General features: G+C 34.2%; 33 protein-coding genes. 17 read left to right on the forward strand and 16 right to left on the reverse strand.

The features are described from left to right. Nucleotides 1–429 (reverse strand): hypothetical protein, encoded by a 429-nt coding sequence (locus tag ACOQN3_RS03970; RefSeq protein ID WP_420545190.1) that lies wholly within the window; start codon nucleotides 427–429, stop codon nucleotides 1–3. Nucleotides 430–505: 76 nt separating this feature from the next. Between ACOQN3_RS03970 and ACOQN3_RS03975 the strand changes: the two genes are divergently transcribed. After that, the gene (locus tag ACOQN3_RS03975) at nucleotides 506–721 is read left to right on the forward strand and encodes a hypothetical protein (RefSeq protein ID WP_420545191.1); all 216 of its coding nucleotides are present in this window, start codon (nucleotides 506–508) and stop codon (nucleotides 719–721) included. Here ACOQN3_RS03975 and ACOQN3_RS03980 read toward each other — a convergent pair. Continuing rightward, nucleotides 718–981 (reverse strand): hypothetical protein, encoded by a 264-nt coding sequence (locus ACOQN3_RS03980; protein WP_420545192.1) that lies wholly within the window; start codon nucleotides 979–981, stop codon nucleotides 718–720. The genes ACOQN3_RS03975 and ACOQN3_RS03980 overlap by 4 nt on opposite strands. Before the next feature lie 47 nt (nucleotides 982–1,028). On the opposite strand from ACOQN3_RS03980, the gene ACOQN3_RS03985 reads away from it, so the two are divergent. After that, nucleotides 1,029–1,847 carry a plastocyanin/azurin family copper-binding protein gene (locus ACOQN3_RS03985; protein WP_420545193.1) on the forward strand — a complete coding sequence of 273 codons (819 nt, stop codon included), beginning with the start codon at nucleotides 1,029–1,031 and terminating at the stop codon, nucleotides 1,845–1,847. Between the two features lie 32 nt (nucleotides 1,848–1,879). Here ACOQN3_RS03985 and ACOQN3_RS03990 read toward each other — a convergent pair whose 3' ends face one another. Then, nucleotides 1,880–2,503: an O-methyltransferase gene (locus ACOQN3_RS03990; protein ID WP_420545194.1), complete on the reverse strand. Its 624-nt coding sequence runs from the start codon at nucleotides 2,501–2,503 to the stop codon at nucleotides 1,880–1,882. A gap of 97 nt (nucleotides 2,504–2,600) precedes the next feature. Here ACOQN3_RS03990 and ACOQN3_RS03995 point away from each other — a divergent pair, with 97 nt between their 5' ends. Together ACOQN3_RS03995 and ACOQN3_RS04000 are read left to right on the forward strand one after the other, a co-directional pair. Further along, on the forward strand, nucleotides 2,601–2,978 hold the full coding sequence (locus ACOQN3_RS03995; RefSeq protein WP_420545195.1) for a DUF6659 family protein: 378 nt from the start codon (nucleotides 2,601–2,603) through the stop codon (nucleotides 2,976–2,978). 60 nt (nucleotides 2,979–3,038) lie between these two features. Continuing rightward, on the forward strand, nucleotides 3,039–3,356 hold the full coding sequence (locus tag ACOQN3_RS04000; protein WP_420545196.1) for a hypothetical protein: 318 nt from the start codon (nucleotides 3,039–3,041) through the stop codon (nucleotides 3,354–3,356). 74 nt (nucleotides 3,357–3,430) lie between these two features. Here the strand turns inward: ACOQN3_RS04000 and ACOQN3_RS04005 are convergent, their stop codons facing one another. After that, nucleotides 3,431–3,676, reverse strand: coding sequence for a hypothetical protein (locus tag ACOQN3_RS04005; protein WP_420545197.1), 246 nt, complete (start codon nucleotides 3,674–3,676; stop codon nucleotides 3,431–3,433). 77 nt (nucleotides 3,677–3,753) lie between these two features. On the opposite strand from ACOQN3_RS04005, the gene ACOQN3_RS04010 reads away from it, so the two are divergent. Then, nucleotides 3,754–4,026, forward strand: a complete 273-nt coding sequence (locus tag ACOQN3_RS04010; protein WP_420545198.1) for a DUF5615 family PIN-like protein — start codon at nucleotides 3,754–3,756, stop codon at nucleotides 4,024–4,026. Here ACOQN3_RS04010 and ACOQN3_RS04015 read toward each other — a convergent pair. Further along, on the reverse strand, nucleotides 4,023–4,598 hold the full coding sequence (locus tag ACOQN3_RS04015) for a hypothetical protein (RefSeq protein WP_420545199.1): 576 nt from the start codon (nucleotides 4,596–4,598) through the stop codon (nucleotides 4,023–4,025). The genes ACOQN3_RS04010 and ACOQN3_RS04015 overlap by 4 nt on opposite strands. Further along, on the reverse strand, nucleotides 4,585–4,887 hold the full coding sequence (locus ACOQN3_RS04020) for a hypothetical protein (RefSeq protein WP_420545200.1): 303 nt from the start codon (nucleotides 4,885–4,887) through the stop codon (nucleotides 4,585–4,587). The genes ACOQN3_RS04015 and ACOQN3_RS04020 overlap by 14 nt, the downstream gene beginning before the upstream one ends. Nucleotides 4,888–4,922: 35 nt before the next feature. Here ACOQN3_RS04020 and ACOQN3_RS04025 point away from each other — a divergent pair, with 35 nt between their 5' ends. Then, nucleotides 4,923–5,177, forward strand: a complete 255-nt coding sequence (locus ACOQN3_RS04025; RefSeq protein ID WP_420545201.1) for a hypothetical protein — start codon at nucleotides 4,923–4,925, stop codon at nucleotides 5,175–5,177. On the opposite strand, the gene ACOQN3_RS04030 is transcribed toward ACOQN3_RS04025, so the two are convergent. Both ACOQN3_RS04030 and ACOQN3_RS04035 read right to left on the reverse strand, forming a co-directional pair. After that, nucleotides 5,167–6,003 (reverse strand): hypothetical protein, encoded by an 837-nt coding sequence (locus tag ACOQN3_RS04030; protein ID WP_420545202.1) that lies wholly within the window; start codon nucleotides 6,001–6,003, stop codon nucleotides 5,167–5,169. The genes ACOQN3_RS04025 and ACOQN3_RS04030 overlap by 11 nt on opposite strands. A gap of 33 nt (nucleotides 6,004–6,036) precedes the next feature. After that, entirely contained in the window at nucleotides 6,037–7,851 is a 1,815-nt protein-coding gene (locus ACOQN3_RS04035) for a CBS domain-containing protein (protein WP_420545203.1), read from the reverse strand. A gap of 150 nt (nucleotides 7,852–8,001) precedes the next feature. Between ACOQN3_RS04035 and ACOQN3_RS04040 the strand changes: the two genes are divergently transcribed. Continuing rightward, complete coding sequence (locus ACOQN3_RS04040) at nucleotides 8,002–8,433, forward strand: bifunctional nuclease family protein (RefSeq protein WP_420545204.1); 432 nt, start codon at nucleotides 8,002–8,004, stop codon at nucleotides 8,431–8,433. Nucleotides 8,434–8,479: 46 nt separating this feature from the next. After that, nucleotides 8,480–8,692, forward strand: coding sequence for a hypothetical protein (locus ACOQN3_RS04045; protein ID WP_420545205.1), 213 nt, complete (start codon nucleotides 8,480–8,482; stop codon nucleotides 8,690–8,692). Between the two features lie 18 nt (nucleotides 8,693–8,710). Here the strand turns inward: ACOQN3_RS04045 and ACOQN3_RS04050 are convergent, their stop codons facing one another. After that, the gene (locus ACOQN3_RS04050) at nucleotides 8,711–8,911 is read right to left on the reverse strand and encodes a hypothetical protein (RefSeq protein ID WP_420545206.1); all 201 of its coding nucleotides are present in this window, start codon (nucleotides 8,909–8,911) and stop codon (nucleotides 8,711–8,713) included. A gap of 196 nt (nucleotides 8,912–9,107) precedes the next feature. Between ACOQN3_RS04050 and ACOQN3_RS04055 the strand changes: the two genes are divergently transcribed. Continuing rightward, nucleotides 9,108–9,383, forward strand: a complete 276-nt coding sequence (locus tag ACOQN3_RS04055) for a hypothetical protein (protein WP_420545207.1) — start codon at nucleotides 9,108–9,110, stop codon at nucleotides 9,381–9,383. On the opposite strand, the gene ACOQN3_RS04060 is transcribed toward ACOQN3_RS04055, so the two are convergent. The 3 genes from ACOQN3_RS04060 to ACOQN3_RS04070 form a co-directional block, all read right to left on the reverse strand. After that, on the reverse strand, nucleotides 9,380–9,643 hold the full coding sequence (locus tag ACOQN3_RS04060) for a hypothetical protein (protein WP_420545208.1): 264 nt from the start codon (nucleotides 9,641–9,643) through the stop codon (nucleotides 9,380–9,382). The two genes, ACOQN3_RS04055 and ACOQN3_RS04060, sit on opposite strands and share 4 nt — an antisense overlap. A gap of 180 nt (nucleotides 9,644–9,823) precedes the next feature. Next, on the reverse strand, nucleotides 9,824–9,964 hold the full coding sequence (locus tag ACOQN3_RS04065) for a hypothetical protein (protein WP_420545209.1): 141 nt from the start codon (nucleotides 9,962–9,964) through the stop codon (nucleotides 9,824–9,826). 392 nt (nucleotides 9,965–10,356) lie between these two features. After that, entirely contained in the window at nucleotides 10,357–11,448 is a 1,092-nt protein-coding gene (locus ACOQN3_RS04070; RefSeq protein WP_420545210.1) for a DUF1297 domain-containing protein, read from the reverse strand. 97 nt (nucleotides 11,449–11,545) lie between these two features. Here ACOQN3_RS04070 and ACOQN3_RS04075 point away from each other — a divergent pair, with 97 nt between their 5' ends. Genes ACOQN3_RS04075 through ACOQN3_RS04085 form a run of 3 tightly spaced genes read left to right on the forward strand, consistent with a single transcriptional unit; the run spans nucleotide 11,546 to nucleotide 12,753 of the window. Next, on the forward strand, nucleotides 11,546–11,710 hold the full coding sequence (locus ACOQN3_RS04075; RefSeq protein ID WP_420545211.1) for a hypothetical protein: 165 nt from the start codon (nucleotides 11,546–11,548) through the stop codon (nucleotides 11,708–11,710). Nucleotides 11,711–11,757: 47 nt separating this feature from the next. Beyond that, nucleotides 11,758–12,315 carry a UbiX family flavin prenyltransferase gene (locus ACOQN3_RS04080; RefSeq protein WP_420545212.1) on the forward strand — a complete coding sequence of 186 codons (558 nt, stop codon included), beginning with the start codon at nucleotides 11,758–11,760 and terminating at the stop codon, nucleotides 12,313–12,315. 6 nt (nucleotides 12,316–12,321) lie between these two features. Next, nucleotides 12,322–12,753, forward strand: a complete 432-nt coding sequence (locus ACOQN3_RS04085) for an SRPBCC family protein (protein ID WP_420545213.1) — start codon at nucleotides 12,322–12,324, stop codon at nucleotides 12,751–12,753. Here ACOQN3_RS04085 and ACOQN3_RS04090 read toward each other — a convergent pair. From ACOQN3_RS04090 to ACOQN3_RS04100, 3 genes are read right to left on the reverse strand one after another with little or no spacing between them, the layout of a single operon-like run. Continuing rightward, nucleotides 12,750–12,956 (reverse strand): Sec-independent protein translocase subunit TatA/TatB, encoded by a 207-nt coding sequence (locus ACOQN3_RS04090; RefSeq protein WP_420545214.1) that lies wholly within the window; start codon nucleotides 12,954–12,956, stop codon nucleotides 12,750–12,752. The two genes, ACOQN3_RS04085 and ACOQN3_RS04090, sit on opposite strands and share 4 nt — an antisense overlap. Before the next feature lie 27 nt (nucleotides 12,957–12,983). Further along, nucleotides 12,984–13,784: a twin-arginine translocase subunit TatC gene (gene tatC / locus ACOQN3_RS04095; RefSeq protein ID WP_420545215.1), complete on the reverse strand. Its 801-nt coding sequence runs from the start codon at nucleotides 13,782–13,784 to the stop codon at nucleotides 12,984–12,986. 27 nt (nucleotides 13,785–13,811) lie between these two features. Beyond that, nucleotides 13,812–14,276 carry a hypothetical protein gene (locus tag ACOQN3_RS04100; protein ID WP_420545216.1) on the reverse strand — a complete coding sequence of 155 codons (465 nt, stop codon included), beginning with the start codon at nucleotides 14,274–14,276 and terminating at the stop codon, nucleotides 13,812–13,814. Nucleotides 14,277–14,485: 209 nt separating this feature from the next. Here ACOQN3_RS04100 and ACOQN3_RS04105 point away from each other — a divergent pair, with 209 nt between their 5' ends. Together ACOQN3_RS04105 and purS are read left to right on the forward strand one after the other, a co-directional pair. Then, nucleotides 14,486–14,875 carry a hypothetical protein gene (locus ACOQN3_RS04105; protein WP_420545217.1) on the forward strand — a complete coding sequence of 130 codons (390 nt, stop codon included), beginning with the start codon at nucleotides 14,486–14,488 and terminating at the stop codon, nucleotides 14,873–14,875. 136 nt (nucleotides 14,876–15,011) lie between these two features. Next, the gene (purS, locus tag ACOQN3_RS04110; protein WP_420545218.1) at nucleotides 15,012–15,272 is read left to right on the forward strand and encodes a phosphoribosylformylglycinamidine synthase subunit PurS; all 261 of its coding nucleotides are present in this window, start codon (nucleotides 15,012–15,014) and stop codon (nucleotides 15,270–15,272) included. A 2-nt stretch (nucleotides 15,273–15,274) separates the two neighbouring features. Here purS and ACOQN3_RS04115 read toward each other — a convergent pair whose 3' ends face one another. Continuing rightward, nucleotides 15,275–15,691: a cyclic nucleotide-binding/CBS domain-containing protein gene (locus tag ACOQN3_RS04115; RefSeq protein ID WP_420545219.1), complete on the reverse strand. Its 417-nt coding sequence runs from the start codon at nucleotides 15,689–15,691 to the stop codon at nucleotides 15,275–15,277. 79 nt (nucleotides 15,692–15,770) lie between these two features. Here ACOQN3_RS04115 and purQ point away from each other — a divergent pair, with 79 nt between their 5' ends. Genes purQ through purF form a run of 3 tightly spaced genes read left to right on the forward strand, consistent with a single transcriptional unit; the run spans nucleotide 15,771 to nucleotide 20,042 of the window. Continuing rightward, nucleotides 15,771–16,451, forward strand: coding sequence for a phosphoribosylformylglycinamidine synthase subunit PurQ (purQ, locus tag ACOQN3_RS04120; protein WP_420545220.1), 681 nt, complete (start codon nucleotides 15,771–15,773; stop codon nucleotides 16,449–16,451). Then, on the forward strand, nucleotides 16,448–18,616 hold the full coding sequence (gene purL, locus ACOQN3_RS04125) for a phosphoribosylformylglycinamidine synthase subunit PurL (protein ID WP_420545221.1): 2,169 nt from the start codon (nucleotides 16,448–16,450) through the stop codon (nucleotides 18,614–18,616). Before purQ ends, purL begins: the two co-directional genes overlap by 4 nt. Continuing rightward, a complete protein-coding gene (gene purF, locus ACOQN3_RS04130; protein WP_420545222.1) occupies nucleotides 18,609–20,042 on the forward strand; it encodes an amidophosphoribosyltransferase in 1,434 nt (477 codons plus the stop codon). Before purL ends, purF begins: the two co-directional genes overlap by 8 nt. Nucleotides 20,043–20,080: the final 38 nt, after the last annotated feature.

Here is a 20,080-nt window from a genome sequence, read left to right on the forward strand (position 1 = left end):
TTATTGTTCTGAATATTGATTTATTTTTTCTTGTGCTATTCTAATGATTTTTAGATCTTTTTTTGCCTCTTCTATGTTTCCTACAAGATTCACAAAATATTCATGTCCAGTATCTTCTGCTTTGTGTATGTCTGCTTCATAACATGATAATGATTTAGCAAGGAATGGAACGTCTTCATTTAATTTACTAACCATCTGAATGTCTGATAAACTATCTTCTATTTTCTTAATTGTAGTGTCAATTTGAGGCACCACTTTTACTGCTTGTGAATGCAATACTGATGCAAACATAGCAGCTGCATCTTGTAATTCTGGGCTTTTACCAAGAGTCTTCAATCTTTTCTTATAATGGTTAAGTGCCTTTAGAATGATCTTATATCCTCCCTCATCTTTGAGATAAATTGCACCCATCCAAACTTTTTCAGCCATATTGATATCTTCTCAATCTTTTGTTGATATTTACTTACCTATCTTACCACTAGTATAATTTCTACCTTTTACTAATATGCATGAACAGCTTACCGAAGATGTGAATTTAAAAAAAGAATTGGGGATGAGGCACCTTTTAGCTTCATACCCAAATTGTTATCAGGATTCTCTGTATTGTGGAATGATTCCAACCACAATAAAGACACTAATTAACAAGGAAGTATTGTTCTGTAAAGCATGTAAATTTGTAGTAACTGTAGATGATTACAAAAAAATGCTATTGCATACTTAGATTCCGATATCTTCCTTTATTGGAGGCTCATTTCTGCTTATGATGTGTATTACAATCCCGGCTAACATTACACCCATCCCACTAATTCCAATAAAGGTACCCATGTTTTTTGTAAATCTCCACGTTGAATCTTTCTGTCCTTGCTCAATTGAATAAAAAAGTAAAAGACCTACAAAAAACATTATCATGCCGATAACTATTACTTTTTTACCTGTTTTCACAATTTTTTTATCTTTTTTCTGATAATAAATGTCTGCCATTGTTTAAATCTGAAAAGGCTTTTAATTGAATCAAATCTATTTCTCATGTGAAATTGTTATTTTTTGGTTTAACCTTGATCTTTTTACTTTTAACTCCTGGCGTTTTGGTTTATTCCTTTGCTCAAAACAGTTATGATGTGAATATTCCTACAGGTGCTGCAAATCCTGAAGCTCCATATTTCTGGCAAAGTGAAAAAGATGGTTCAACTACAGGTATAATTGAAATTTTTGTAGGAGATACTGTTGTATGGAAAAATGCTGATACTACAAGACATACTATAACTTCTGGCTCTGGTCCTTCTAATTCTGATGGTTTGTTTGCTAGTGGCTATTTTGGTCCTGGCAAATCCTTCTCACATACTTTTGATGAAGTTGGTGTTTATCCTTATTATTGTGAACCTCATCCTTGGATGCAAGGTACTATTTTTGTAAGTGCAGGTTATTCAATTATTCCAAATGTGGGAAAGGATGTTGGAGACGGCTCAACAATTTTTGATGTTGAATACAATTTTAATCGAATACTCTCCACTGCAGTAATTAACGAAGAACAAAAATCCATAACCTTTGATATTATGGGAGACGCAAAATCAGATATTCATGATTTAGAAATCCATTTGCCCTCTGAGCTGATTTCTGGACCTTTTGTAATATTGGTCGATGATCAAAAAATTTCTAATTTTGAACATGTATCTGATGAAGGTGGTCTAAATATCCTGTTCATTACGTTGGATGCCGATTCCAAAACTCTCTCAATTTTTGGAACTTCAGTTGTTCCAGAATTTGGTCCTGTGACACTCTTAATCTTGAGTATCTCCATTGTATCTGTAATCTTGATAAGCCAAAAATTTAGATTAAATAATTTTTAATATTTTAAAAACTAGTTGGACATTGAGGTTTCTTATTTTATTTTAAGTGTAATTTCTTCCCCATTTCCAATTGGGGATGTGATGGACTTAAGATTTGGATTGTCCCTTATGTGATTAGATAATTTTTTCATATCCTCTTTGTATTTTTCAGGATAGATCATATTGTCTGTAACAACAAGCCCACCTTTTGAAACCATTGGCAAAATTTTATCAAAGTATTCTATAACCTTCTCCTTATCTGCATCAATAAACACAAAATCAAAAAATTCTTTATAGTTGGTATCTAATGAAAGTTCAGTAAGAATTTCCATTGCTAAGCCTTCTTTTATCTCGATAATTTCGTTAACCTTTGCTTTTTCAAAATTTTCTTTTGCCCTTCTGATCTTATTTGGATTCTGTTCTATTGTGATTATTTTACCTGTTTTTTTGTTCTCTTTTAGGGCTTCTGCAAACCATATTGTTGAATATCCTGTTGACATGCCTATTTCTAAGACGTTTTGGGCATTGTATAGTCTCATCATTAGATTGAGTAATTCTCCGGTCTCTTTGGTAATGGCTAGCATACGATCATTAGGTGCTACATCTACTCTCCTGTTTTTTTCAAGATTTGATTGAGACTCTAATTCTTCAAGTACTTTAAAAATTGAATTTTCCATATTGTTTTTCTCTTGTTATAATTTGATTCTGCTTGATTATATGAATTTGAATTGGTTTCAATAGCTTATATTTGCCAAACTTTTTTTTTATTTTGGCATGGCGGTAAAAAAGATCGATTTACTAGAAATTGTTCAAAAGATCTTGAATCTTGATTCTAAAATGAGATTTGCAGCAATAATTGATTCTAAGGGAAACATAAGGGAAGCAATTATGAAGGCAGGAAAAACAAATCTCAAATCCCAAAAAGAAGAAGAACATTTTTGCAAACAGGTGGCACAACGCAGGGCAATGAGAAAAGAATTTGATCGTTCACTTGGTAAGGTTCGCTATGTGCACGTTGAGCGAGAAAAAGTCTCCCAGATGGTAATTTACACAAAAAGAAATATTGTTTATTTCACAATAGAGCCAGAAATGCCAATCAACACAAAAATTCGATTGATTACAAAAATAAAAAAGATTACATCTGATCTCTAACTGTTTTTAGAATCTGGTTTTTGACCCACTATGTTGGTTAAATATTTGGGAGATTCAAAGATGTTTGAATATGATCCGCATTATAGAAAGTGCCAACAATCAAACAAACCCTTCATCAAAGCAAGAATTGATCCTAAACATGGAAATTATTTTGTGCAAATTGATCTGATGACATGCGATTATGACTTGACTAAAACAGAGCAAAAAGAAATCTTGGAATTAGTCAACAGGGAGATGGAATATCTCAAAATTCATCATGATTTAAAATTTGATGGATTTAACATTGACAAGGAATTGGCTTGGTTTGATGGAGTTTCGCATGCCAATTTAGATGAGTTTTGTACCTCTCTTTATGACATTACACAAAAATATCATTAATTTAGTAGTATTTTTCTAAAAAATATTTTATGAACTATTGAATTTCTTATTTCTTTCTTGTTGTAACTTTAGTTTTAGATGGTACTCTTCTGATTAGTGCCATTCCACTGGCTCTCACTTATGTCTGGAAACATTTCTTTAATCCTGAGTTTGTCTTTTTCCATGGCTTCTATTCTTGCATCAAGATGATTTTTTATTGTAGGGTCATTTTCTTCTTCTTTTTCTTTCAAAATTTGTGCTATGACTCTAGATAATGACTGATAATATGTTATGTGATTTTTCTTTGATTCTTCAGATTTATCTTCTTCTTTAACATCCATGATTTCACTTAATCTAATGAAAATAAGTAGTTGTTCTTTATGTTTACACTAATATTGAATTCTGGATATGGGTTCACATGAAAGTTCTTGTTGATGAAATGGATGACGGTTGGGATGATAAATTAAAAGATCTTGGTTATGATGCATATAGTGTCAAGAAACTGCGCGCAGATGGCTACAAATTGCGAACTGATTATTCTGTGATAAACTATGCTAAAGAAAATAACATGATACTTGTAACACGTGATACAGAAAGCGGGCAGGCCTGTGAAGAAAATGATCTACCTTACATTCTACTTGATAACAATGAAATTTTTAAAATAGTTGTGGGCAAGTTACAAAAAATTTAATTTATATTTTTAGGATCTAGGTTAGATAGCCTCAAATTTGAAAGGACTTCGTTTAGGAATTTTTCTTCTGGCTGCTGTGATATGATATTCATTATCACTTGCCAGCAATCTGTGATTTTTCTATTGATCTGTGAGAACATTTTGTCTTTTTTGAAGGCTGGATAAAACGCAAGTAATTTCATGATGCCATCTGTTGCTTGAATTACATGAATGGCATGTACTACTGTTCGTAGCCTATCTTGAAATGTGAGTTTTTTTTCTGTCTGAATAACCCCAAAATTTGTAATTTCCTCAAAAATAATCTCCACTTCTTTATGCAGGTTTTTTAGCTGGTTGTTAACTGATTCATAAAGGTCGATGAGCTCGTATTCTATGTGGGTTCTGTCATAAACTCTTTTTTCTATCTCTCCCGTTTCAACTAGGAAGCTAATCTCTCTGTAGACAGTTTTTTCATTTCCTACCTTTGCCGTTACTCTTTTTGCAAGGTCTGTTCCACTAGTTTTTCCATTTTCATTTAGAACTCTTATTATCTCTGTTCTTATGATCTCAGAATCTTTGTTATTTTTTGTCATTTTCTCTCATGTTTTTTTGATATTTTTCTAATACTTTTTCTTCTCCTTTGTTATCTATTTCATTTGCCAACTCTTCTAAAATCTTTATTCCTTTTTTGATTGGTTCTTTTTCTATGTTTTTGTATTGTAATCTTTGTTTTAGCGTTAACTTTTCATTGTTGATAAATCTCAATAAACTGACATTTTCACCCATATTGAGATTAACAAAAAAATCTACATATTCTGAGGCTGAGTTTATTCCCACAATCTTGTTTGTTTGTTTGGGTTTATTAGTTGAATCTTCATCCAAACTAGGTTTATTTACAAATTTGAATATTTTATGGTGTGGATGCCTGTGATAGAAGGGTAAGGGCTTACAAAAATGGAAAGACACTAGATCAATGTAAAGACATTGCCGAATCTATGAATCCAGATTTTAAAAATCAGATTGAAAAAAAAGGCAAAGTTTTGTGGAGTGAAATTCTAGAGAAGGTTGACCATGATGAATTAGTTTACAAATTTACTTTAAAATTTCTAAGACGTGACGGTTATGATATTGGCAATTACAAAATTCCTGAAGTTAAAAAATTCATTTCGTAAGAGTGATGTCACAGCTTCCATCTGAATTTTGTAATTTCTTTGCCATCAGAAAAGGGGTGACAAGTAATACTGGAATCGATATTGCGATAAAAAAAGTCTGCATCTGAGTCAAGAATACCGACAAACCAATACCTGATGCTGTTCCTACAAAAATTGAGAAAAATGTTCCTGCACACGTGGGACACGCAATGAATAGTCCTGTGATTGCACCAATTGTGCTGAATCCTCTACCTTTCTTCGAAATATTATAAGCACTAACTGCAATTGCTGCATTTAGTGCCACAAGATACGATACTGTAATCTGCAGCACAAAATTTATTGGAATTATGTTTAGTCCCACAGAATCTGTTAGATATATGATGACTTGTGGCATATATCCTAGATCTCCACAGCAAGGAGCAACAAAACCTGATGGTATTTCCGCGCCGTAATGCTCTGAAAAACTTATCTCCGGTTGATAAACCAGTGTTCCTGAGGCAAGTGAAAAAAATATTCCATATCCGATGAATGTAGAAACAGCAATTTTGCGTGACTTTTTGTTCCATGTAATAACTGCAATTATTGTAAAAAGATCTTTTTTGGCTGCTCTTACCTTTTCACCGTGGTACCTATACAACCCAAATCCAATAGCACCAAAGGCTGCAATCAAAACAATGTAAAACCCATAAGCAATTCTGTGTATTGACTCTATTGCATCTGGCGTAAGTGTCTCCGGATCTTGGTATCTACTATACATGACAAACATGAATCCGATCATTACAAGTCCTAAAATAATAAGCTCTCTTCCTCTACTTTTCTTGTCTTCTCCTGACTCCAATCTTCTCATCTTATTTTTATTGATGTAAAATTAAATGCTATCTCAACTAAGTTTGGGCACAAAAATGTATATTATTGCAATAATTTCCAATCTTCCAAAAATCATCAAAAACCCTAGGACAATTTTCGTGGCAGGATCTGTTTCAAAATCAATTACATTTGCTGAAAGTCCTCCAGTAGTAATAACGCCTACTGATTCAAAAAATGCATCTTGAAATGGAACGTCTTCAATGTTTGCCAAATGCAAACCTGTAATTGCAGAGATTGTTGGAAATAATACAATAATTATCAATGTAGATGTAAACTCTTTTTTTGTTTGGTCTGATAATTCTGATCTTTTCACTTTGCTGAGAAAAGCCCTGCAATCCTTCAGGTGAAACAACCTGAATATCTTAAGACCACCTGCAGTTGAAAAACCACATCCTCCGATAAACATGAGAATTATCAAAATAGTATGTGCAGCTCCTCCAAGTCCTGCAAGACTTTCAAGCTGAAGTCCTGCGGTGGTGCTTGCAGATACTGAATAAAATGCACTTTCTAATGGATCTAAACCGCTTATCAGCATAAAGAGAATTGTAGCACTTCCTAGTATGGCAAAATATAGTAAAACCTCTTTTCCAAGCTTTGGTGCAAGGAATTTTTTCCTAACAAATGCATAGTGAAATGTAAATGGCAATGCTCCTAGAATCATTGCTCCCATCAAGATTACGTGTTCTTGCCATACCATTTCTGGGACCAATGTAGATGTTGGTGTGAATCCTCCAGTTGCAAGCGTACTCATTGCCAATGCCAAATTATCTAGAATGTTACTTTCACCAAACAAATACAACAAACCCGCCACAATTACAATATACACTCCAAAAATGACGGTAATTGTAAGGAACAACTCCTTCATGTGTAATGTTCTTCCAGAAATGAAACCACGCATGGCCTGTAGCTTTGATTCAGGATAAAATGCTGTGATCACCAAATAGATGAAACTCATTCCTCCTACAAGTTGTGTGTAACTACGATAAAACGTAAAACTTTGAGTAAGTTCTTCTGGATGATCAAATAACGATATTCCTCCTGTTGTAAATCCGGCAGCACTTGAGAAAAATGCATTTCCAAATACCTCTACGATTGTCTCTTCATTTGGAAATACGTAAAGATACGGCACAGTTCCAAACAAAGAAAGCAAAAACAGACTTGAAAAAACCAATATTGATGCTTGCTGTAAATTCAAACTAGATTTTTCTCCATACGAGTTCAAAAAGAAGCCTGTAACAAGTAATAGAACTGTAGTAAGATAAATTCCAGTAGCTGTAATTGTGTCTTCAAGAACTGTGGCAACAATTGCGGGCAATAACAACAACACACCGGCAAACTGTAAAACAAAACCCAAATTTCCTAAAACTGCTTTGACTGGTGGACTCAAAAGACGTGGTGCAGTAGCAGTAGCGTCTCTAATCACGTTGGCAATAGTAGTCTGAAAAATCATTCCTATTACTTGATTTTTCTTTGATATTACAGGTAATTTCCTAATGTGATTGTCTCTCATTTTGTGCAATGCATCTTGTAGTGTTGCTTTTTCATTAATTGTAATAAGTGGAGTACTCATGACATCTTTTAACATTGTAGCCTCTGCATACACTGTAACATCACTTACCTTGCTTAGAATATCTTCATCTGTTACAATCCCTACTGGAGTTTTTTCTGAGTTGGTAACAATGATGTCATCTGTTTCATAATGCCTCAACATCCTTGCCGCTTCTCTTGTCTCTGTTTTTTCACTTAAAATCAAAACATCCTTGTCCATGTATTCTGTAACATACTTGTTTAGAACATACGAAACGGCACGTTCGGGATTTGTAGACATTAAGCTACCCATAGTTGGGGATTTTAAATAATTTGGGGTTGTTTCTTGGATTTGATCGAACAAGAATTCTTATTTTTGAGATTCTTGTCTTTTGATCGTGCCTGTTTTGGTATCTTTATAAGCATAATCCAGGCCTTTATCTGTAAGACAATGGATATTGATCAAGCGCAAGAGCCTGATTATGAATCAGTCAAGATAGATTATGTTGGATTTGTAGACCCATATGCTGTTGAAGGGATGGTTATCCTAAAGGCAGATAACGGAAAAGAATTTCACATGAGGGCTTTTTCAGGAGAAGTTGCAAAACATATCTCAAGCTTTTCTGAGCCGGATGCTGAATCAGTTCCATCAATTTACAAATTAATTGAAGAAATCTGTGAAGAAAATGAACTAGTATTAGTTAAGGTGAAAATTTATGAAAGTGGAGAAGTACTACGTGCTAATCTGTATTTTACCGGGAAAAAAGACCTTGTATTGAGAAGTTATCGAGCATCTGATGCTATGGCACTTGCTGCTTTCTATAAAATTCCAATACTCGTTAAAAAAAATCTTCTCAAAGAAAGTAGCAGCCTTGAAGCATAATTTTACAATGCATACTCTTTTCTAGTCCGATTTGTTTCTGATGTTTATGAGTGACAATGAACATCTAATGGATGAAATTCTAAATTCGGATGTTGAGATAATTGAGACAGTGCGACAACTAATACAAGAAGATTGGGATTCTGAAACGCTAAAGCAGCAAATATCAGATCTGCTAAAAATACGTGATGACATGGTGGCAAAATTAATGACTTCTGAAAATAATCATATGGAATGTGACTGTGGTCATAGTCATGAATAAATTGTATTTGATAATTTTTTAGGTATCAAAGAAACCCTCAGGAAACATCTCTCTGATTTTATCTAATTCTTTATGATATGTTTGAATTTTTGACTCTATCTCTTGCCTTTCTTCTTCTTTTATAGTGTTATTTTTTTCTAAATTGAGTTGTTGAATTTGCTTAGAAATTGATTTGTACATTATAGAATACTCTGGAAAGTTTTTTGGCAATTTGCTCATTTGTTTTTCATCAAACCTACTTTGATATCTCTTAAAAAATTTCTCTTTTTTGTTTCTAATTTATTTACATAATGCTTCATAATTCGGCAAACTCATCAACAATCAGTTATAGCTTTATTGATTAATCATCAGCAAAATTAGTTGAAATTACTTTTGTATATTATTATCGATAACTCAAATACGAACCTTTTTGAGAATGAAACAATCATACGTATGTGATATGGCTAACTTTGATAAACTCTATCAGCAAGTTGCCTTGGAAATAATCAATAAATGTCATGGTGGAATCAACATAAAAAAACACGGAAAAATAATACTTGTTTATGATCCTAATCGAAATATCTGGAGTAGTGGTCTGATTGGATTGATGATCAGAGAAGAGTGCAAAAATGCAAATTTGAGAGATTGGGAATCTGCAAATGTTCGCAGTAACATTGTCAAAATTTTATTGTCAAAACCTTTAGAATCTTAATACTCTACTCTTCGAATTAAATGTGGTTCTTTTAGCATTATGATGTCACTGCTATTTCTTGAGGACAATTCTACTTTTTTTAAATGACGATTTGTTACTATTGTTAATGCTTCACATCTAGAACACAAAATAGTTAATCCTTCTGATCTATCTTCAATTATTATGTCTCTTTGTAATTTGTCTTCTTTATTACATGATGGACAAAGTCTTGGTTCTTTTGTAGATAGGATGATCTCTTTTATGAAAATTGACTTGCTCATGGTCTAATCCTGATGTATTGTAAGAAAAACATTCGTATTGTTAATTGGCATCCAGCAGTTTAGTTTCAAACATCAAACCGTTTAATTATCTGAAACCAAACGTTGAGTATTCGACATATTTCTCAATCTAGCCAATCAACATTTTTAGTCTAAATTTCTACAAGATATATTTTTGTAATCTCAAATGGCCTTTCGGATGAGGTCATTTACTGCTTGTGAATAACTATAACTGAAATTTTCTTCTTGTATTTTTTTTGCTTGTAACAGTCTTATTTTTTTATCTAGTTTATCATCAATCATAACTGTTACACGTTTTTTCATTACTTGTTTTTCCTTTTTTTGATATTTATAGAATGGACTATTTTTTTTTCTAGTGGTATATGCGTGATTGCTCATAACTCAAAAATTAGTTAATTTTGTGAAATTTTTTGAAAAAATTTACATTAACTGTTAAATACTAAAATCTCTTACAGTAATTGATGTCGTTAGTTGTAAAATCTGGCGATTAGTTTGCGTGACCCCGTAGAACAAGAAAGGCAATCAAACGTAAAGACGTTTGACAACGAGAGGGAATCTCTCAGAGTTCTGCAATAAGGGGGTTACGCCTTTTATTCTAAATTCTACCAATATGTGGTGTATTTGCAAAACCAATTTTTTGATTATTCTTTTGAATGAAAAACTGTCTTATCTTTGAGAGTGTGTTTTTTGAAAAATTATGTTACAATCTCGTCTAGACGACCTTCTTCTTGCGCTCTTTTTATCTCCATTGCGATTCTTCTTCCGACACCAAATGTCTTTCCATATTGATACTTGGTATATGGACTTGTGGTTGCTACAATTGGATTTCCTGGAACACGTAATGATACGTCATAAACTACTAGTTCCAAATCTTTTGTGATGACACTTTGTAATGAAAATGGCCCAATAATCCCAGGAGCATACTCTTTTTTTACTGCTGCTACAAACTTGTCTCCGATTTTTATCACTTTTTCAAGTAGTGATTCTCTAATACTTGCAGGAGTGTGTCCTACCTCGATATTTTGCAAGTCTACATCAATATCCATTTGTTGTTTTGCTGGAAGTGCGTTGTAATCATGAATGTTTGTTTGAAGTCTTCTTTCAATTCCGATAAAATCTACTTGTTTTGAAATTGGAGTATGAAAGAAATTAAAATTCATGTATGTTCCAATTGCTAACTCTTCTATGCTTGATTTCTCAAGGTCTTTCCTTGAGATCACTCCCTGCTTGATTTTTTCCTCTGATTTTTCCACATAATCTTTGTATGATGAAACTGTAAAAAATGCCCTCTCCAATGGTCTGTTTTTCTCTTGAACTTTAACAATTGATGGTTTGTTGATTTTTTTAGGATCTTTGAACAGCTTTGGATATTTTATTCTCGCTTTTTCTAGCAAATAGTATTGTCCTTTTTTAGATGTTCTCTCCTCTGCTTGAAACAGTTTTCTGTTTCCAAAAATTGGAACTTTGAAGGAATCTTCAATTGCTTTGTATCCAAGATAAACAGTCAGGGATCTGTGTGGGACTACTATTGTGCTGGACTCTCGTAATTTTTTTTGAATTTTTGCTGATGCCATGTCTTTGAATTTATCTAATACTGTAATCTCATCTGCAATTCTTCCAAATCTTTGATAAGGGCCCTCTCGTCCTTTCTGGCAGAAAACTGAGGTCTGAAAACCTTCATCTTTTGCTCCATCCATAACCTCAAGTGCTGAATGGCTGCCAAGAACTCCTATTCTTACATCTGAATAATCATTTACTATTTTTTTTATCTCTGATGCCCTAATCATGCTAGACCTATATGGTGGGAGCTAATATAGCTAATTTTCTAATTTGCTGATCGAGGAAGATCACAATGTTTTTCTGATCTTCTATCATATCTTAGATATGTTATATCACTTTGAACTACAAATGGCAGGCATAATCCTTCTATCTGCCATGGCTGCAGGTGGTCTTTCATTGTGGTTAAAAAGACGAAAAGAGAGAAAAACATTAGAACAATCTGCCAAAGAAAGTGAGGATACTCTCAACTATGATTCTAGTGTCAACTAGTGTTTTTTATCTAATACATAAAATACAGTTCCACTCAACCAATGTTGATGAAACTAGTTATCGGAATGACCGGAAGCACAGGTGTAGTTTATGGCATACGAATGCTTGAGACTCTAAAGAATCTTGGTATTGAAACTCACCTGATTATGTCTGAATGGGCCGCAAAGTGTGTGTCTATGGAAACTGAGTATTCATTGGATTATGTAAAATCTTTGGCAACAAATGTCTCTGATGAAAAAAATATGGCTTCTAGTGTATCTAGTGGAACTCATAAGATAAATGGAATGATTGTTGCACCATGCAGCATGAAAACATTGGCTGCCATTGCAAATGGATATGACGATACTCTAATTGCTAGAGCAGCAGGAGTTACAATCAAAGAATCACGCAAACTTGTTTTGATGGTTAGGGAAACTCCTCTTTCTGCAATTCATTTAGAAAATATGTTAAAACTTTCAAGATTGGGTATTGTTATACTTCCTCCTGTAACTGAATTTTATACAAAACCAAAATCTATTGATGAAATAATAAATCATGGAGTAGGAAAATGTTTGGACCAGTTTGACATAGAGCACGATTTATACCCTCGTTGGGGATCCTTTTGATTACTATTGCCAAAATTTTCATTAGAAAAGACAATTAACAAAAAAAGAGACGTTGTATTTGAGTTATTTTCTGATTTTGAAAATTATGAAAAAAAAATACCTCAACATTTTCCATCTGTAAGGGTTAGGTCTACCCGTGGAGATGTTTCAGTAGTAGAAGAACACCTCAACTTAGGAACAACCGAATTACTGATTATGGCAAAACATGTCATCTCAAAACCTGTATCTCACGATGTATTTGTAATTGGTGGAGATGTTAAGGGAAGTCATATTCAACAACAATTCGTTGAAATCTCTGAAAATCAAACTAAGGTAATAATTCAAGCTGATTTCAAAGTAAAAGGAAAGATGATGCTATCTAACTTGTTTGGGAAAAATGATTTTAAAGAAAATTATGCTGTAATAATAAATGATATTGCAAAGCTTGCAGAATCCTAGTCTGCTTTTGTCTCTTTATCTTTGAAATCTTTGAGCTCTTTTTCACCTTCGATCTTGCCTTTTTCAAATTCCCCCTTTGCTTTTCCGAAGGTTTTTGCAAGCTCTGGGATCTTTTTGGCTCCAAAAATGAATATCACCGCTAAAACAATGATTATGATCCATTCTTGACCTGCAATAAAATTGCTTAATCCTACTCCAAACATTATGTATTTACTTATCTAAATTTGGATTTAAGTGTTCAATTTTTCTTGTTCTTTCTTTTCTCTTCTCTCAATGATAATCATGCCTGCAGCGTATAGCCCTATCATCGGAGCTGCAATCAAAGTCATTGATATGCCCGTTCCATCTGGAGTTATCAAAGCTCCAAAAATCACAATTATTACTATAGCATACCTGATATTTTTTCTCCAAAAATCTGCATCTACCATACCTGATACTGATACTGCATACATTACAAGTGGAAGTTGAAATGACAAACCAAATGCAAGTAAAAATTGCAAAACAAATGAAACAAAATCCATCACATTAAGAAATTCGATAACTCCTGCTGATTCACCATATCTGTATAAAAATTCTAAAACATATGGTATTACCAAATTATATGAAAAAACACATCCTGCTGCAAATAATCCGATTGCAGGAATTGTAATTGTTCTGCTAATGTGAATCTCATTTTCTTTCAAAGCTGGCTTGATGAATCCTACTAATTCTTTGACAACTATTGGCATTCCCAAAATTATCCCAACAATTGCTGCAACATACAACTGTGCAAAAAATGCCTGTCCTGGAGCTGTCTGTATTAGTTGTACTTCTTGGGGAATTAGATTCTCATTCATGTGTTTAATGATTTGCGCTGCAATGTTGTTTAGCGGTTCAGGTGTTGGATGGTATAATGTAACTTGACCAACTTGGATTGGTTCTGCATGAAAGGTGATGAGAAATACTGTGATAATTCCAATAACAACCACAATACGAAGTAGTCTTTTTCTTAATTCGTCTAGATGTTGACTAAATCCATCCAGCTCTGACATACGATATGTTTGGGTTTCTAGCTATATCTATTTGCCGGGAATTGGTAAAAGCTTAGCTTCTGGAAGACCATATTCCTTGAGCTGCTCTTGTGTCAAATCATCAAATTCTAATGATATTGTTGCCTTTGTATTGAATTTGGATTCCATCTCTTTTGCCAGATTACCGATGTCATTGCTAGAGTAAATCTCCTTTGAATCTTTAAGAAATATTCTTTCGCCTTTCTCTATTTCTTTTCCACCGTATTTTTTCTGTAAAAAGTCTGTTATCGCAGGCAATTCTTTTCTGTCTATATTATTATGAAAATAACAAATTCCCTTCACTGATTCATAATCATAAGCCGTTCCATACCTATACATGAAAACTCCTATAAAATGTGCTTCATCTTCAGGTTCTCTTACACATTTTATTTCCCAGTTTAGTAATTTTGATTCATCATATGTAAATCCGCTCATCTCGTCAGATGTTAGCTTCCAATATCTTGATCTTGCCATTCTGTTTTTGCTAACTTTTTCTGATATAAATTCCAATGTCTTCAATAAAGTCAAATTTGGCTATATCTTGCAAGTTTTTCTAACAATACAGTTCTTTTCCCAATGAATATTTGGAGACACATTTCAAAAATAATTTGTCAGGGACAATTTAATTTTCATAATAGGCAAATCACAAAAATTATTGATAGATAAAGTTCTAGACTTATTGTTTGGAATCTGAAAAGAAAAATTCCTTGTATCCAATTGAAATTGATGATTATCCAAAATTATTTGATTTTGTCCTAACTCCTAATGGACTAAAATATTTTCACGATCTAAAACGAAGATATGTTCTGGGAAAAGAGATGGTTTTAGATGAATACAACAAACTTCGATTGTTAGCTATCTATTATGCCACTTCCAACAGAAATGAAAAAGAGGTTCTTGCTTGGCAGGACATCTGTATTACTCTTGATAACCAAGGGATTTTTGAAAAGGAAATGTACAAATCAAAAGAAGATTTGAAAGAAAAATCTTTCATTGTTCAGAATCCTCTGTATGTCGAAGGTCTTTACAAAAGATATGTAGACTATGTACGAAAAAATCAAGATTCCAAGTAACCGATTCTGGGCCTAACATATTCACAACAATACAGGTCCTCAGAATCGGGTACCTGACTCTTCTCTCAAAAGAAGTATAAAAACATGATAATTTTCGGAAGATAGATTAACCTCGACCCAAACTTGCAATTTGTTAATGGCAACATTTATCGTTCATGTCACCATTGAAAATAAACCTGGAATTAGTGATCCTGAAGGTGATACAATACTCAATGATCTTGTCTTAAAAGGAACCGTTGATAATGTATCTAAAATAAAAACAGCAAAGATGCTCAAATTTACCCTAGATGGGAAAGACAGAAACTCTGTTCAAAGTCAGGTAGAAAAAATATGTTCTGACCTGCGTATCTACAATCCTATTGTCAGTCAAGTAACTTTTGATGTTTTTGCTTCATAAAATTAATCTGATTTTATGTTTTCCATTGTTTCGTTGATCAGGATTTTGCTTCTTAGATATTCAGTCATGTTTGTTTGAGTAACTACTCCTGACAACTTTTCATCATCTAAAACGATTATTCTTCTAATATTGTTATTTAACATCTTTTGTACTGCATCTTCAATTGTTGTATCTGATTTGACCCATCTGAATTTTTTTGACATGATGTCTCCTAGAGTTATTGATGACGCTTTGATATCTTCTGCTGCTAATCTGCGTACAATATCTCTTTCTGAAACAATTCCTACTGGTTTATCATCTTTCACGATGACTAGAAAACTGATATCCTTGTCTCTTAATATGATGGATCCTTCATGTGCAGTTTTTTGTTGATCTGCAGTGATCACATTTTTCTCCATGATGTCTCTTACTAGCGTCATGGGGCATTAAGCAATATTTTCACATAAAAATTTTTTCTGACTAGATTCAAATTAAATATCTCCATTTATTATGAAAGTTGTGAAGGTTGGGGTTGTAGTTTTTCCTGGTAGTAACTGTGATCGAGACATGTATCACGTTTTATCTGATGTTTTTCATCTTGACACTCAATATTATTGGCATGAGAAAGGTCTTCCAAAAAATATTGATGCTATAGTTCTTCCTGGAGGGTTCTCTTATGGTGATAGATTAAGGGCAGGAGTGATCGCAGCTCACAGCCCAATAATTAAAGATGTTCGAAAAATGGCCGAAAAAGGAATTCCAATTCTCGGCGTCTGCAATGGATTTCAAATTTTAGTAGAATCAGGCCTTCTTCCGGGAGTGTTGCTAAAAAATGAGTCTCTTAACTTTATGTGTGAGTGGACAAACCTTATTGTTGAAAATAACAAAACCCCATTTACTAACAAATTTGATATTTGTCAAAAAATTCCCATTCCTATTGCAAACGGCGAGGGAAGATACTATGTAGATGATAAAACTCTAAAACAACTTGAGAAGAAAAATCAAATTGTTTTCAGGTACGAGCAAATCGTTAATGGCTCATCAAGCAGGATTGCAGGTGTCTGCAACGAGGATGGAAATGTGGTTGGAATGATGCCTCATCCCGAAAGAGCAGCTGAGAAAGAAATTAATCCACTTGACAACAAACCCTCATCTCTAATTTTTGAATCTTTAATGGTAAAAATGGGTGCTAATAATTGAGTCTGGAACCACAAGAACTTTCTAATTTAAAATCTAAAATCGGACGTGACCCCACTCCAACTGAACTACAAATAGTAGCTGCAGAATGGTCTGAACATTGTTCATACAAATCTTCAAAAAAACATTTGAAGATACTTCCAATGACTGGTCCACTAGTAATCAACGAGAAGGGATATGATTCTGGAGTACTTGATGTTGGCGATGGCTATGTTGTAACTGCACACATTGAAAGTCACAACCATCCCTCTGCTGTAGAACCATATGGTGGTGCTGCAACTGGAGTTGGTGGTGTCATTCGTGATATCCTCTCAGCTGGTACAAGGCCTATTGCAATCTTTGATGGATTACGTTTTGGAAATATTGAAAAAGATCAACAAGCTAGATGGCTGTTTAAGAATGCCGTATCTGGAATTGCAGACTATGGTAACTGTTTGGGAATTCCAACTGTCGGAGGAGAAGTAGAGTTTGATGAATGTTACAAAAATTATGCATTGGTAGATGTTGCTGCAATAGGATTTGGGAAAAAAGAGAATCTGATAAAAAATCATGCAAACGTTGGCGATGTAGTTGTATTGCTTGGAGGTTCAACTGGAAGAGATGGAATAGGTGGCTCACAATTTGCTTCTGATGCGCTAGAGTCCGAGGATCGTTCTGCTGTACAAATACCAGATCCTTTTATTGAAAAATTAATCATCGAGGCAATTCTTGAGGCAAGAAATCAGAATCTTATTCATGCCATGAAAGATTTGGGAGGTGGCGGTCTTTCCTGTGCAATTTCTGAAACTGCTGACGCTATGGAAGTGGGAATAGAGATGAATGTAGACAAGGTCCATACACGTGAATCTGACATGCATACAGATGAGATAATGGTTTCTGAATCACAAGAAAGAATGCTAATTGTAACTGACAACGCAAAATTAAAGAAACTTCAACATATATGCAAGAAATTCCGTATTGGATGTTCAGTTATTGGTCGTGTAAAATCAGATAACAAAATGAGAGTAAAAAAAGGTAACAAGACATTTGCAGACCTTCCTACACAAGTTGTTGCAAATGCAACCCTTTTGGACTTGCCTTCCAAGAAACCTGAATATCTAAAGACAATTGAGACTGAAAAAAACCTCAAACCAATCTCAAACTATTCTAAAACTTTGTTGAAACTGTTGTCTGCCCCAAATATTGCCAGTAAGATTTGGGTATATGGACAATATGATCACGAAGTAGGAATTCGTACAGTTGTAAAACCCGGTTGTGATGCCGCAGTTTTGAGACTAGATAATGGAAAATTCCTTGCTGCAAAGATTGATGGAAATCCAAAACATTGTTACCTGAATCCAAGAGATGGGGCTATAGGTTGTTTTGAAGAGGCATGTAGAAATGTTGTATGCACTGGAGCAAAACCTATTGGCATGCTTGATCATTTACAATTTGGAAATCCAAAAGATCCTGAAATATTTTGGACATTCTTAGAGTCGCTAAAAGGTTTGGCAGATTTTGCAAAAGAATTCAAAATTCCATGTGTTGGTGGTAAGGTTAGTTTGTATAATGAAACTGGCGATGGACCAATAAAACCTACTCCACTAATTGGTGTTTTAGGACTAATTGACAAAAACCCACTAATTCCAAAAACACTGAGTGACGATGACTGTCTAGTGATTATTGGCGACACAAAAGATGAGATGGGCGGTTCTGAATATTTTGAATACATCCACAAGTTTGTTGGAGGAAAATGTCCTAAAGTAGATTTTACATCTTCAAAAACTAACATGAAATCCGTATTAAAAATAATTAAAGACAAACTTGTAAAATCTGCTCATGATTGCTCAAAGGGAGGCCTTGCAATTGCCGTATCTGAAATGTGTATGACAAGCCAGATAGGATGCCAAATAAATCTTGAAAAAATCCCCTCTGATAAAAAAATGGATGTAGATAGGTTGCTTTTCTCAGAAAGTCATTCAAGATACCTCGTGGCATGTGAAGAGAAAAACCTTGGAAAGATCAAAAAAATACTGGAAAAAAACAAGACATCTTTTGCAGTTATTGGTAAGTTTACGGGTGATTCTATTCAATTTTCACACAAAATTAGTAGTATAGTTGATCTAAGAGTTGATAAAGCGCAAAAAACTTGGATAAATTCGTTAAGGGATTTGATGCTTCATGGTTAAGGAAAATTGTGGTGTTGTTGGAATTTTCAGTCAGACTGGTACCAATGTTATTCCGATGGCAATTGACGCATTGAGAGCACTACAACATAGAGGACAAGAGGCTTGGGGCCTTGCGATTCCAAACAAAACTCCTCTAAAGAGATTAGGATTAGTTTCAGCAGCTTCTTCTGAATTTAAAAAAATTACCGAAGAATATGCCTCGTCTGCAGTTATTGGACATGTGAGATATTCCACAATGGGACGTAGTTCACTTGAGAATGCGCAACCTCTGAAAGTAAAGGATCTATGTGTAGCCCATAATGGAACAATAGCAAACGTTCAGGAACTATCGAATCTGGTTGGAGGCTGTTCATTTACTCCTCAAAATGCAAGCGATACTCTGGTTGCAGCACAACGTTTAGTATCGTTGATTTCCGAGAATGGCAAAATGGGAAAGGCACTCTCAATTCTTAAAAATGAAATGGTTGGCTCTTATTGCTTTACATTTATCTCCGATGATCAATCAGTTTATGCTGCACGTGATCCTAAAGGATTTCGTCCAATGGTCTTAGGACACAAGGAAGTCGATGACACATACATTGTTGCGTCTGAATCTTCTGCGATTTCTGCTGTGGGTGCAAAGATGCAACGTAATGTGAATCCGGGTGAGCTGATCAAGCTTAGCAAAAATGGACTGGAAACTGAAATGTTTTCTGATGATCCAGCACGTGCGCATTGCTCTTTTGAGTTTACTTATTTTGCACACCCTTCAAGCAATATGGAAGGCACAAACATCTATGTTGCAAGAAAAAATATTGGCAAATTCCTTGCCAAAAAATTTCCAATCAAAGATGCTGACTTGGTAATCCCTGTACCTGATTCTGCAAGACCAGCCGCGCTTGGCTATGCACAAGAACTTGGTGTGTCTTTTGATGAAGGTTTACTAAAAGACAGATACAGCAAAAAAGGACCATTGCGAAGTTTTATTGAACCTCATCAAACAGATAGAGTCGAAATTAATAGATGGATTATACCAATTAAAGAAATCATTAATGGCAAACATGTGGTAGTAATTGATGATAGTTTGGTTAGGGGAACAAGCTCCAAGGCAATAATTAAGGCCTTACGCAGAGCTGGAGCCAGAAAGATAAGTATGGTAATTACGTATCCTCCAATCCAATTCCCATGTTATGCAGGAATAGACTTTCCTTCTCAGGAGGAACTAGCAACATTTTCAGAAAACAAGGACATGAATCAAGAAGAAATAACAGAAATGGTGAGAAAAAGTATTGGTGCTGACTTTTTAGGATACAATGATGCTGAGAATCTTGCAGCTGCAGTTGGAATGCCCAAAGACTCTATGTGTTTTACATGTTCCACTGGAAATTATGAATCTCTTGGAATTACCCCCGAGTTCAAAAGCAGAAATGAGATGAAAGGCGAATAAAAAACAATTGTTTTTATTTTTGATTGCTTGTATGTTAC

This window comes from Candidatus Nitrosopumilus sp., assembly GCF_965223225.1.
Lineage (GTDB): Archaea > Thermoproteota > Nitrososphaeria > Nitrososphaerales > Nitrosopumilaceae > Nitrosopumilus.